Annotated in this window: 10 protein-coding genes; 3 read left to right on the forward strand and 7 right to left on the reverse strand. The window is 71.6% G+C overall.

Going from position 1 to position 12,710, the window contains the following annotated elements; all coding sequences use genetic code 11:
- The first annotated feature begins 110 nt into the window (after positions 1–110).
- The 3 genes from MARKY_RS09315 to lpdA all read left to right on the forward strand — a co-directional run bounded on the left by MARKY_RS09315 (position 111) and on the right by lpdA (position 5,652).
- Positions 111–2,903, forward strand: a complete 2,793-nt coding sequence (locus tag MARKY_RS09315; protein ID WP_013704632.1) for a 2-oxoglutarate dehydrogenase E1 component — start codon at positions 111–113, stop codon at positions 2,901–2,903.
- A gap of 23 nt (positions 2,904–2,926) precedes the next feature.
- Positions 2,927–4,195: a 2-oxoglutarate dehydrogenase complex dihydrolipoyllysine-residue succinyltransferase gene (odhB, locus tag MARKY_RS09320; protein WP_013704633.1), complete on the forward strand. Its 1,269-nt coding sequence runs from the start codon at positions 2,927–2,929 to the stop codon at positions 4,193–4,195.
- Positions 4,196–4,266: 71 nt separating this feature from the next.
- Positions 4,267–5,652, forward strand: coding sequence for a dihydrolipoyl dehydrogenase (gene lpdA, locus MARKY_RS09325; protein WP_013704634.1), 1,386 nt, complete (start codon positions 4,267–4,269; stop codon positions 5,650–5,652).
- Between the two features lie 48 nt (positions 5,653–5,700).
- Here lpdA and fmt read toward each other — a convergent pair whose 3' ends face one another.
- The 7 genes from fmt to MARKY_RS09360 are packed head-to-tail and all read right to left on the reverse strand — an operon-like array spanning position 5,701 to position 12,695.
- The gene (gene fmt, locus MARKY_RS09330; RefSeq protein ID WP_013704635.1) at positions 5,701–6,636 is read right to left on the reverse strand and encodes a methionyl-tRNA formyltransferase; all 936 of its coding nucleotides are present in this window, start codon (positions 6,634–6,636) and stop codon (positions 5,701–5,703) included.
- A 1-nt stretch (position 6,637) separates the two neighbouring features.
- Positions 6,638–7,222: a peptide deformylase gene (def, locus tag MARKY_RS09335; protein WP_041658023.1), complete on the reverse strand. Its 585-nt coding sequence runs from the start codon at positions 7,220–7,222 to the stop codon at positions 6,638–6,640.
- A 5-nt stretch (positions 7,223–7,227) separates the two neighbouring features.
- The gene (locus MARKY_RS09340) at positions 7,228–8,100 is read right to left on the reverse strand and encodes a CdaR family protein (RefSeq protein ID WP_013704637.1); all 873 of its coding nucleotides are present in this window, start codon (positions 8,098–8,100) and stop codon (positions 7,228–7,230) included.
- A complete protein-coding gene (cdaA, locus tag MARKY_RS09345; RefSeq protein ID WP_013704638.1) occupies positions 8,087–8,812 on the reverse strand; it encodes a diadenylate cyclase CdaA in 726 nt (241 codons plus the stop codon). Before cdaA ends, MARKY_RS09340 begins: the two co-directional genes overlap by 14 nt.
- Before the next feature lie 24 nt (positions 8,813–8,836).
- A complete protein-coding gene (locus tag MARKY_RS09350; protein ID WP_013704639.1) occupies positions 8,837–9,982 on the reverse strand; it encodes a phosphopentomutase in 1,146 nt (381 codons plus the stop codon).
- Positions 9,983–10,010: 28 nt separating this feature from the next.
- Complete coding sequence (locus tag MARKY_RS09355; RefSeq protein WP_013704640.1) at positions 10,011–11,621, reverse strand: DNA polymerase/3'-5' exonuclease PolX; 1,611 nt, start codon at positions 11,619–11,621, stop codon at positions 10,011–10,013.
- An 18-nt stretch (positions 11,622–11,639) separates the two neighbouring features.
- Positions 11,640–12,695: an NAD(P)/FAD-dependent oxidoreductase gene (locus tag MARKY_RS09360; protein WP_013704641.1), complete on the reverse strand. Its 1,056-nt coding sequence runs from the start codon at positions 12,693–12,695 to the stop codon at positions 11,640–11,642.
- Between the last annotated feature and the right edge of the window lie 15 nt (positions 12,696–12,710).

A 12,710-nucleotide genomic window follows, 5' to 3' on the forward strand; every position in this document is an offset into this window, starting at 1 on the left:
TTATTGTGCCGCACCACCCGGCCCGAAAACGGCCATAGCGCACCCGCGTTCCCGAACCGGGGCGAAGCGACACACCCGCACGCCGCTTTGTAGTAGATTACCAGTCAGGTATGGCGCGAGCGAGAGACGCACAACAGTGGCCCGAAACCCCCAACCTCCTCTACATAGAAGAACTGTACACCACCTACCAGAAGGACCCCACCGCGGTGCCGCCCGAGTGGCGGCAATACTTTGACGCCCTCGAGCACGACCTCGCCCGCCCCGTCCCCGCTCCCCCACCCCGGCCCGCGGCGCAGCCCGCGCCCCGACCGGCCGCGGCCGCGCCGAGCCCGGCCGCGATGGAGGCCGCGGGGTTCCAGGAGCGGGTGGACGAGCTCGTGGAAGCGTACCGCGAGCTGGGGCACCTGGCGGCCCAGCTGGACCCGCTCGGCAGCCGCCGGCCCGAGCCGGCCGAGCTCGACCCCGCGTACTACGGGTTCACCGAGGCGGACCTGGCCCGCCCGGTCCCCGAGGGGATCGTGCCGGGCGTGCAGCTCCGGACGCTCGGGGAGCTGGTCGCGCACCTGCGCGAGACGTACTGCCGCACGATCGGCGTGGAGTTCATGCACATCGACGACTCCGCGGCGCGCAACTGGCTCATCGAGCGCATGGAGTCCACCGCGAACCGCACCCCCCTCGACGCCGAGACCCGCAAGCGGATCCTCGCGCGCCTCACGGAAGCCGCGGTCTTCGAGGAGTTCGTCCAGAAGAAGTACCTGGGCGCGAAGACCTTCTCCCTCGAGGGGTCCGAGACCCTGATCCCCTTGATCGACCTCGCGATCGAGCACGCGGCGGAGCGCGGCGTGGTGGAGATCGTGATGGCCATGGCGCACCGCGGGCGGCTCAACGTGCTCGCGAACATCTTCAAGAAGCCCGCGCGGGACATCTTCCTCGAGTTCGAGGAGGTCTTCCCCGAGGACTACCGGGGGGACGTGAAGTACCACCTGGGGTACTCGAGCGACCACACCACCCGCACCGGGAAGCCGGTGCACCTCTCGCTGTGCTTCAACCCGAGCCACCTGGAGTACATCAACACCGTGGCCCTGGGGCGCACGCGCGCTAAGCAGGACCGGTTCGGGGACGCGGCGCGCACGCGCGGCATGGCGCTCATCGTGCACGGCGACGCGGCGTTCGCGGGCGAGGGGATCGTGCAGGAGACCCTGAACCTCTCGCGCCTCCCCGCGTACGAGGTGGGTGGGACGCTGCACGTGATCGTGAACAACCAGGTGGGGTTCACCACCAGCCCGGAGGAGGGGCGCTCCACCCTGTACGCCACGGACGTGGCGAAGATGCTGCAGGTCCCGATCTTCCACGTGAACGGCGAGGATCCTGAGGCCGTCGCGCACGTGGTCGCGCTGGCCCTGGAGTTCCGCAAGACCTTCCACCGGGACGTGGTGATCGACCTGTACGCCTTCCGCCGCCGGGGGCACAACGAGGCGGACGAGCCTTCCTTCACGCAGCCCCTCATGTACAAGGCCATCGCGCGGCACGAGCCCCTGTACAAGCGCTACCGCGCGCAGCTGGTGCAGGAAGGCGTGATCCGCGAGGCGGAGGCCGAGGCCATCGCGCGCGCCTACCGCGAGCACCTGGAGGCGGAGCTCGAGGCGGCCAAGCGCGAGCCCACCCCGCCGAAGCCCGTGGGGCTGGGCGGGATCTGGAACGGGTACGTGGGCGGCCTGGAGAAGGACGTGCCGGACGTGGATACCGGCGTGAAGAAACGCCGGTTGGTCGAGGTGCTGGAGGGGATCACCCGGGTCCCCCAAGGGTTCCACCTGCACCCCAAGCTCAAGCGGTTCATGAAGCAGCGCGAGGAGATGGCCCAGGAGAAACGCCCCGTGGATTGGGCGACCGCCGAGGCTCTCGCGTTCGGCACGCTCGTGACCGAAGGGTACCGGGTGCGCATGAGCGGCCAGGACTCGCGGCGCGGCACCTTCAGCCAGCGGCACGCAGCCCTATATGATTACGAGACGGGCGAGCCGTACATCCCGCTCGCGAACCTCGCGCCGGACCAGGCGCCGTTCGAGATCTACAACAGCCCCCTTTCCGAAGCGGGGGTGCTGGGCTTTGAGTACGGGTACAGCCTGGACACCCCGGACGGCCTGGTGCTGTGGGAGGCGCAGTTCGGGGACTTCGTGAACGTCGCGCAGGTGATCATCGACCAGTTCATCGCTTCAGCCGAGGCCAAGTGGAACCGGCTCTCGGGCCTGGTGATGCTGCTGCCGCACGGCCTGGAGGGGCAGGGGCCGGAGCACTCGAGCGCGCGCCTGGAGCGGTTTTTGATGCTCGCCGCGGCGGACAACATCCAGGTCACCTACCCCACCACGCCCGCGCAGTACTTCCACCTCCTGCGGCGCCAGGTGCTGCGCCCGTGGCGGAAGCCCCTCGTGGTCCTCACGCCCAAGAGCCTCCTGCGGCACCCGGAGGCGACGAGCCCCCTCGAGGCCTTCACCCAGGGGCGGTTCCGCCGCGTGATCCCGGACGCCGCCGCGAACCCCGAGAAGGTCAAGAAGATCCTGCTCGTCTCGGGCAAGCTCTACTACGAGCTCGAGGCCAAGCGCCGCGCCGAGGGGATCGAGCACGTGGCGATCGTGCGCCTCGAGCAGCTCTACCCCTTCCCCGAGGCGGAGCTCGAGGCGGCCCTCGCGCCCTACAAGGACGGCACGCCGGTGGTGTGGGTGCAGGAGGAGCCGGTGAACATGGGGGCGTGGCCGTACCTGCGGATGCGGTTCTGCCAGGAGATCTTGGGGCGGTTCCCGCTCTCGGGCGTGAGCCGTCCGGAGTCCGCATCGCCCGCGACCGGCTCGAGCCGCATCCATAAGCTCGAGCAGGAGCGGTTGTTGACCGAGGCCCTGAAGGCGGAGTAAAACGAGTCGTTGGAGGATTTGGGATGGCTATCGAGATCCGGGTACCCGAAGCGGGTGAGTCGATCGTTGAGGTCGAGGTCGGCGAGTGGTTGAAGGCCGAGGGCGAGCGGGTGGAGAAGGACGAGCCGATCGTGGAGCTCGTCACGGACAAGGCCACGATGGAGCTGCCGGCTCCGGCCGCGGGGGTGCTGGGCAAGGTGCTCAAGCCCAGCGGCGCGCTGGTCAAGGTGGGCGAGGTGATCGCGTACCTGGAGACCGAGGGGGCGGCCGCGGCCCCGAAGGCGCCCGTTCAGGAGCCGGCCGCCGCGCAGCCGCAACCGGAGGCCGCGCGGGAGGAGGTGCCCGTCGCGCCGGCGGCGCGCCGCTTGATGGCCGAGCACGGCCTTTCGCCGCGGGACGTTAAGGGGAGCGGGCCTGGCGGGCGCATCCTGAAGGAGGACGTGCTGCGCGCCATCGAGGCGAAGAAGGCCCGGCCTTCGGCCCCTGAGCCGGCCCCGGCGCCCGCGCCGACCCCCCAGCCGGCCCCCGCGCCGCGCCAAGCCCCGCCCCCACCGCCCGCCCCGGCGGCCCCCGCGGGGTACGACGCGCCTTGGCGGTACGAGGAGGCCGTGCCGATGAGCCCGCTCCGCCGCCGCATCGCGCAGCGCCTCGTGGAGGCCCAGCAGACCATGGCGATGCTCACGACCTTCAACGAGGCGGACATGTCCGCGGTGCTGGCGCTCAGGCGCGAGCTCGGGGAGCGCTTCAAGGAGAAGTACGGCGTGAAGCTCGGGATCATGAGCTTCTTCGTGAAGGCCGTGATCCAGGCGCTCAAGGAGATCCCCGAGCTGAACGCGGAGATCCGCGACAACCACATCATCTACAAGCGCTACTACGATATCGGCATCGCGATCGGCGTGGGGGAGGCGCTCGTGGTGCCGGTATTGCGGGACGCGGACCGCATGAGCTTCGCGGACATCGAGCGAGCGATCGCGGACTTCGCGGAGCGCGCGCGGGCGAAGAAGCTCCGCCCGGAGGAGTTGCAGGGCGGCACCTTCTCCATCACGAACGGCGGGGTGTTCGGCTCGCTGAACTCCACCCCGATCATCAATCCCCCGCAGGTGGGGATCCTGGGCATGCACGCGATCCAGGAGCGGCCGGTCGGCCGGAACGGGGAGATCGTGCTGCGCCCCATGATGAACCTCGCGCTCTCCTACGACCACCGCATCGTGGACGGCCGCGAGGCGGTCACCTTCCTGCGGCGCGTGAAGGAGTGCATCGAGAACCCGGCGCGTCTCCTCATCGAGGTGTAACCCGAGCGTGCACGCGGGGCCCGGACGGGGCCCCGCGGTCCTTGTTTTAGGGTTTTAGATAGGGGGTACGTATGAAACGACACGATCTGGTCATCATCGGTGGCGGCCCCGGCGGGTACGTGGCCGCGATCCGCGCGGCGCAACTGGGGTTCGACGTGGCGGTCGTGGACGAGAACGACCGCCTGGGCGGCACCTGCCTGCGCGTGGGGTGCATCCCCTCCAAGGCGCTTTTGGAAGCGAGTTACCGGTACTACGAGGCCAAACACCACCTCAAAGCCTTCGGCGTCAAGCCCGGCCGCGTCACCCTGGACCTCGCGGCCATGATGAAGCACAAGGACGCGGTGGTCGAGGCCAACACCGCCGGGATCGCGTACCTGTTCAAGAAGAACAAGATCACCTGGTACCAGGGCCGGGGCCGCCTCCTCGAGCCGGGCCGCCTCGAGGTCCAGGGCCCCGAGGGCACCGAGACCCTCGCCGCGGACGATATCGTGATCGCTACCGGCTCGGTCCCCGCCCGCCTCAAGGGCGTCGAGTACGACGGGGAGGTGATCGGGACCAGCACCGAGGCCCTCGCGTACGAGAAGGTTCCGGAGCACCTCGTGGTGATCGGCGCGGGGTACATCGGCCTCGAGCTCGGCTCGGTCTGGGCGCGGCTCGGCGCGCGGGTCACGGTCCTGGAGTACCTGGACCGCGTGCTGCCCGGGATGGACAGCGAGCTCGGCCGGAAGGCCCAGCGCCTGTTTGAGAAGCAGGGTCTGGAGTTCCGGCTGGGCACGAAGGTGCTGGGCGCGCGGGTGGAGAAGGGCCGGGCCGTGGTGGAGGTCGAGGGGGCGGACCCCATCACCGCGGACCGGGTGCTGGTCGCGGTGGGCCGCGCCCCGAACACCCAGGGCCTGGGGCTGGAGGCGGTCGGCGTCGAGACGGACGCGCGCGGCTTTGTCGTGGTGGACGAGCACTTCCAGACGAGCGTGCCCGGCATCCACGCGATCGGGGACGTGATCGGCGGGGCGATGCTCGCGCACAAGGCCTCGGCCGAGGGCGTCGCGCTCGTGGAGTACCTCGCGAACGGGTACGGCGCGGTGAACTACGACGTGATCCCCGCCGCGGTCTTCACCCACCCGGAGATCGCCTCGGTGGGCCAGACGGAGGACGCGCTCAAGGAAGCCGGGGTGCCGTACACCAAGGGCGTCTTCCCCTTCCAGGCCTCGGGCCGCGCCCGCGCGATGAACGACACCGAAGGGTTCGTGAAGATCCTGGCGCACAAGGAGACCGACCGCATCCTGGGCGTGCACGCGATGGGGCCGGCGGCCGGCGAGCTGATCCACGAGGCGGCGGTCGCGATGGAGTTCGGCGCGTCCGCGGAGGACCTCGCGCGCATCATTCACGTGCACCCCACGCTCTCCGAGGCCGTCAAGGAAGCCGCGGAGGTCGCGGGGGGCCACCCGATCCACATCTAATCCCAGCCCGACTGGGCACCGCCGCGCCCCTTGGGGGCGCGGTTGGGTTTACTCGAGCCGCGCCCCAACCCGCAGGCCGTACCCGCGCGCCCAGTCGGCCGCGGGCATGCGGCGCTTGCCTTCGGGCTGCACCTCCACGAGGCGCACCGCGCCCTCCCCCACCGCGACGCGCACCCCCTCGGGCTCCACCGCCAGGACCTCCCCCGGCGCGCCCTGGCCTTCCGCGGGGAAGAGGGCGTGCACCTTGACGCGCACGCGGCCGCCCCCGTCCCGGGCGTGCATGAACCACGAGCCCGGCCACGGCTGCACCCCACGGTGCCGGTCGTAGACCGCCCGGGCGGGGTCCGTCCAGCGGATCCGGCCGTCCTCCTTGGTGAGGAGGGGCGCGTACGTGCCGTCCGCGGGTTGTGGGCGGGGCTCGAGGTCCTCGAGGCGCTCCAGGGCCTCCAGGAGGAGCTGAATGCCCTTGTCCCGGAGGCGCTCGGCGAGCTCCAGGGCGGTCTCGTCCGGGTGGATCGGGGTGCGCCACTGGAGGAGGATCGGGCCGGTGTCGAGCCCCGCGTCGGTCCGCATGATCGTCACGCCGGTCTCGCGCTCCCCGCGGATCAAGGCCCACTGCACGGGCGCCGCGCCGCGGTACTTGGGGAGGAGGGAGGGGTGCAGGTTCAAAAACCCGTGGCGGGGCACCTCGAGCAGCTCGGGGGGCAGGAGCTTCCCGTACGCCGCGGTGACCGCGGCGTCCAGGCCCAGGGTCTTGAAGCGCTCCAGGAAGGCCGCGTTGCCCTTTAAGCGCGCGGGTTTCTCCACGGGGAGGCCGAGCCGCGCCGCGGCCTCGGCGACCGGGGCGGGCGTGAGGGCCAGGCCGCGCCCGGCGGGCTTGTCCGGCTGGGTGACGACCAGGACGACCTCGTGGTGCGCGGCGAGGGCCTCGAGGACCGGCACGGCCCAGGCGGGGGAGCCGAAGAAGGCCAGGCGGCGGCGCACGCTAGGCCTCCTTGAGTTCCTTGATCAGGGCCCGCGCCCGCCGCTGCATCTCGGCGAGCTCGGCGCGGTGCTCGTTGATGAAGGCCCGGCGCGCCTCGGGCGGGAGCCGGTCGATGAAGAGCTTGCCCTCGAGGTGGTCCAGCTCGTGCTGGATCACCCGCGCGAGGTACCCTTCGGCCTCGAGGACCTTGGGCTCCCCGTACTCGTCCTGGTACTGGACCCGCACCCGGAGGTCGCGCGGCACCTCGTCGGAGTACAGGCCGGGCAGGGAGAGGCAGCCCTCGGTGCCGACCTGGTGCCCCTCGCGGTAGGTGATCACGGGGTTCACCATGACGTAGAGCTGCTTGACCCGGCTTTTCAAGGGGGTGTCCTCGGCCTCCTCCTCCTCGTCCAGGTACTCGGCCGCGACAAAAAGGCGCCGGGAGATCCCCACCTGGGGCGCGGCGAGGCCCACGCCGCCCGCCTCGAACATGGTCTCGAACAGGTTCTCCGCCAGTTCGGGGATGCCGTCAAACGCCTCCACGGGCAACGCGCGGCGGCGCAGGATGGGGTCCCCGTACAGCCGGATGGGGTAGATCGTCGCCATCGCGTTCATTCTACGGGCTCGGCCCGCTCCACGCGAAACCGTCCCCAAACCTCGCCGCCCGCGCGCACCCCGTCCGGCAGCTCCAGCGCCAACGGCGCGACGTAACTCCCCTCGCGCCACTCGGCCCGAGCCGGGATGAACTCGAGGCCGTCCAGGGCCTCGGGCGGCCCGACGACCGTGACCTCCGTGGGGACGCGCGCCTCCACCAGGCGCAGCCCCGCCGGGGGCGGCTCGAGGCGCAGGGGCACCGCGCGCTCGATGAGGAGGGGCGCGCGGGCCTCCACCCGGGCCGTGTTGGGCTCGAGGGCCAGGCCCGTCACCGGGCGGCCCGCGGCGTCCACCGCGTACAGCGCGACCTCGTCCTCCCCCTGGAGTTCCAGGCCGACGGCGGCCACGGCGCGCTGCACCTCGCGGTCGGGCCCGCGGGCGCGCACTTGGTTGGGGCTAAAGCGCAGGCCGACCCCGGGGCTGAAGACCTCGACCGGCAGCAGGGCCTCGCCCAGCGGTTCGATGCGCCCGATTAGGCGGTCGGGCACGATGTCCACGACCTGGATCCCGGGGGGCAGCTGGATCTGGATGCGTTGGTCGAAGGTCTCGCCTTCCACGCGGGAGAGGTCGACGAAGGGCACGACCGCGTTCGGGGAGAGGGTCTCCACGCGGCGGGCGGTGCCGCGCACCCGGACCTGGACGACCTCGGGCAGCCCCACCGCGACGCGGTCCTCCCCCAGGCCGATGACCTGCAGCTCGCGCACGAAGGTGCGGTCCACCACGGGCTCGTTCTCGCGCAGCTGGTACCAGAGCATGAAGGCGATGAGGAAGGTCAGGAGCTTCGCGGGCCAGTTGTGCATGAGGCGCGCCCACACCTCACGTGGACTCACGGAACACCTCCTCCAAGCGCCCGCGCAGCTCGGACGGGGTGAGGTTCGCGCTCAGCACCCCGCGCTCCGCCACGCGGATCGTGCCGCGTTCCTCGCTCACCACGATCACGATCGCGTCCGAGACCTCGCTGAGGCCCAGCGCCGCGCGGTGGCGCGTGCCGAGGTAGCGCAGGTCCTCGCGCTCCGACAAGGGGAAGACGCACCCCGCGGCCACCACCCGCGGGCCGCGGAGGATCGTGCCGCCGTCGTGCAGGGGCGTGCCGACCGTGAAGATCGTTTCCAACAGCCGCGCGGAGACCCGGGCGTCCACCACCTCGCCGGTCACCGCGTACTCCCCGAGCGGCGTGCGGCGCTCGATCGCGATCAGGGCCCCCAGCCGCCGGGCGGCCATGCGTTCCACGGCGCGTACCAGTTCGTGCACGCCCTTCTCGTCGATCCCATTCTCCCGGAGCCGGCCCCGACCCAAGCGCTCGAGGAAGCCCCGCAGCTCGGGCTGAAACACCACGATCAGCGCGAACACCCCGAGGGTCGCGGCGTTGCCCAAGAGCCACGCGAGGGCCCTAAACTCGAGCTGGTCCGCGAGGAACCAGACGCTGAGGTAGACCAAAAGCCCGCGCACCAGGTTCAGGGCGCGGGTCTCGGCGACGAGCCTGTACAGGTAGTACAGGACGGTGCTGACCGCCAGGATGTCGAGGACGTCACGCCACGTCATGGTTCGCGCCTAGGCTGTGCTCCTTCACACTACTGGCGTTCCCGGTCCTTCCCACGCCACCCCGAAGATCCGCGCCCAGCTCGCGCCCAGGTCCGCGAAGGTCGCGCGCGTGCCCAGGTCCCGCCCGGCGAGGCCCGGCCCGACCGCGAGGAGCAGGCCGTACTCGCGCGTGTGGTCGGTCCCGCGGTAGGTGGGGTCGTTCCCGTGGTCGCTCACGATAAACAGGTAATCCTCCGGCCCGAGCGCCGCTAAGAACTCGGGCAGCGCCGCGTCGAAGGCCTTAAGGGCCTCCGCGTACCCCTCGGGGTTCCGGCGGTGGCCGTACTTGGCGTCGAAATCCACCAGGTTCGTGAAGATCAGGCCTTCCACATCCTCCCGCATCAGCTCGAGGGTCTTCCGGATGCCGTCGGCGTTGTCCTTGGTCTTCACCTCGCGGGTGAACCCGCGGTGCGCGTAGATGTCCGGGATCTTCCCCACCCCCACCACGTCGAGCCCCGCGCCCACCAGCGCGTCCAGCACGTTCGCGGGCGGCTCGAGGGCGAAGTCCTTGCGCAGGTCGTTGCGCCGGTAAAACCCGCCGGGCTCGCCTTCGAAGGGCCGGGCGATGACCCGCGCGACCGCGTAGGGCCCTTGCAGGATCTCCCGCGCGGCCTGGCACCAGGCGTAGAGCGTCTCCAGGGGCACCACCTCGAGGTGCGCCGCGATCTGGAAGACCGAGTCCGCGGAGGTGTACACGATGGGCTGGCCGGTCCGGAGGTGCGCCGCCCCGTAGTCCCGGATGACCTCGGTCCCGGAGTAGGGGCGGTTCACGAGCCAGCCGCGCCCGATCCGCTGGGCGAAGGCCTCCATGACCTCCGGGGGAAACCCTTCGGGAAAGACGCGGAAGGGGTGCTCGAGGATGATCCCCACGAACTCCCAGTGCCCGGTGGAGGTGTCCTTCCCGGGGCTTTGCGCGCGCATGCGGCCGAACGCGCCTTGGGGCCGGTCCACGCGGGGCAGGGTGTGCACGCCCGGAACGTGCCCCAGCCCCAGCTCGGCTAAATGCGGGAGTTGAATGCCGGTGGCGAGCACCGTGTGGTCCAGGGTGTCCGCCCCCTCATCATTAAACTCGGCGGCGTCGGGAAGGTACCCGAGCCCCACCGAGTCGAGGACGACGGTCGTGACCTTCATACCCCCAGCATACCCCTAAACGCGGGGTTTACCGGTGCCGCCGCGCGTGCTCGAGGAGGGCCTCGGCCGTCCAGGTGTTCACCACGCGTTCGGGGGCGAGCCCGGCCTTGGCCGCCATCCACAGGCCGTAGGTCACGTCGTCCATCCCCTCGACCGCGTGCGCGTCCGGCCCCAGGGAGAACCAGAGCCGGTCCCGCCAGGCGAGGGCGACGCGCCAGTCCAGGTCGAGCCGCCAGGGGTTGGCGTTGATCTCGAGGATCACGCCGCGCATAGCGGCGCGCTCCAGCACGCGTTCCCAGTCGGCCACGGCCCCCTTGCGGCGCAGCAAGAGCCGCCCCGTGGCGTGCCCCAGGATGGTGAGGTAGGGGTTGTCCAGGGCGCGCAACAGCCGCGCGGTCTGCGCCTCGGGGTCCAGGCCCAGCTGGCTGTGGAGGCTCCCGATCACCACGTCGAAGCGCGCCAGGACCGCCTCGGGGTAGTCGAGCCGGCCGTCCGGGAGGATGTCGGCCTCGATCCCCTTGAGGATGCGGAAGGGGGCGAGCTCGGCGTTCAGGCGGTCGATCTCCGCCCACTGGGCCTCGAGGGCCTCGAGGTCCAGGCCGCCCGCGTACGCCGCGGCCTGGGAGTGGTCGCTGACCACCAGGTACCGGTACCCGCGCGCCCGGGCGGCCTCGGCCATCTCCCGCAGGGAGGCGGCCCCGTCGGAGTAGGTGGTGTGGGCGTGGATCAGGCCCACGAGGTCCGCGCGCGCCACCACGCGCGCGGGAGGAGGTAGGCCCAGGTGCTCCGGCTCGCGCCAGAACGGCGGCACGAACGTCCGCTCGAGCGCGGCGAAGACCGCGGCCTCCTCCGGCAGCTCCGGGAGCGGCCCCAAAGCCTCGACGAAGGCGCGGGACCCGGTGGCCTGGAGGAGGACGGTGCCGAACGCCTCCGGGCGGGCCGTGAAGACCTTGAGGGGCAGGCCCTCCACCCGGCCGTGCACCACCCGGCCCTCGACGCGCTGGGCGTGCACGCCCAAGGCCGCCGCGACCCGCTCCGGCGGGGCCAGCGCGACGAGGTCCACGCTCCCCACGGTCTCCAACCCCCGCCGGAGGCTGCCGGCCAGCTCGGCGCGAATCCCGGCCCCCTCGAGGTCCGCCAGTAACAGCCGCGCTGCCTCGAGGCCGGTGGGCAGGTGGACGCGCCGCGCGTTCGCGAGGGCGAACCGGGCGGCCTCGAGCAGCGCGGCCTCGCTCCGGGCTCCGAACCCGGGAAGGGCCCGGATGCGGCCGGCCTCCGCCCAGGCCACGAGCGCCCCGAGCGAGTCCACGCCCGCCTCCCACAGGGCGCGCACGCGCTTGGGGCCGAGCCCCTGCACCTCCAAAAGCTCCAGCACGCCCGGGGGGACGCGCGCGAGGAGCTCCTCCAGGTACGGAAACTCGCCCGTGCGGTACACCTCCTCGAGCAACGCGGCCAGGCTCCGCCCCACGCCGGGCACGCCCTGGAAGCCGCGCGCGGCCAGGGCCTCCAGGTCCTCCTCGTGGCGCTCGAGGGCCCGCGCGGCGCGGCGGTACGCCCAGGCGCGGGGCCCGCCCTCCCCCAGGACCTCCATCAGGTCGGCGGCGCGCGCGAGGAGGCGCGCGAGTTCCTTGCGGTTCATCAAGGGAATGATACCGCCTTACGAACCGCTCGGCGCGCCCTGCGGGGGTTTTTCGGAGGAGTGGCCGGGGTTGACCTTGAGCTCGGGGTGGGCGTAGACCGCGGCGTGGTTCGCGGCGATCGCGGCCTCCCCGAACCCCAAGGCGATCAAGGGGAGCTTCCCGGGGTAGGTCACGATATCCCCCGCGGCGAACACCCCCGGGCGGCTGGTCTCCATGCGCGAGTTCACCTTGATCTTGTTCCGCTCGAGCTCCAGCCCCCAGTTCGCCAAGGGGCCCAGCCGGGTCACGTACCCGGTCAGGACCAGGACCGCGTCCACCTCGAGGGTCCGTTCCTCCCCGGTCTGGTTGTGGAAGATCACCGCGCGGCGCACCTGGGTGTCCCCCGTGACCTCGCGAACCTCGTAGGGGGTGAGGACCTCGAGCTCCTGGGCCTCGGCCGCTCGGAGGAGTTGCTGGACGGTCGCAGCGTGGGCGCGGAACTGCGCGCGGCGGTGGATCAGGGTGACCTGAGCGACGTCCTTGAGGCCCAGCGCCCAGTCCACGGCGCTGTCCCCGCCGCCCACGATCAGCACCCGGCGGCCCGCGTACTCCTGGACGCGGCGCACCGCGTAGGCCACGCCGCGCCCCTCGAACTCCCGGATGCCCGGGGCCTCGAGGCCCCGGGGCTGGAAGGCCCCGACCCCCGCGGTGACGATGACCGCGCGGGCGCGGTAGGCGCGGCCCTGGGAGGTGGTGACCCTGAAGAGGCCGTCCGCTTCCTCCAGGGTCTCGGCGCGCTCGCCGAGGGCGTAGGCCGGCTGGAAGGGGGCGAGCTGCTCCACGAGCCGGTCCACGAGGTCCTTGGCGCGCACCTTGGGGAAACCGGCGACGTCGTAGATGTACTTCTCCGGGTAGAGGGCGCTGAGCTGCCCGCCGGGCTCGGGCAGGGGGTCGATGAGGCGCACGCTGAGGCCCCGCAGCCCCACGTAGAACCCCGCGAACAGCCCGCTCGGGCCCGCGCCGACGATGAGCACGTCGCTGTACGGTTCGGCGGCTTCCGTCGTCTTGGGGGGGATGGGTTCGGGTTGGCTCATACCGACTCCTTTCGT

This window comes from Marinithermus hydrothermalis DSM 14884, from assembly GCF_000195335.1.
GTDB lineage: Bacteria > Deinococcota > Deinococci > Deinococcales > Marinithermaceae > Marinithermus > Marinithermus hydrothermalis.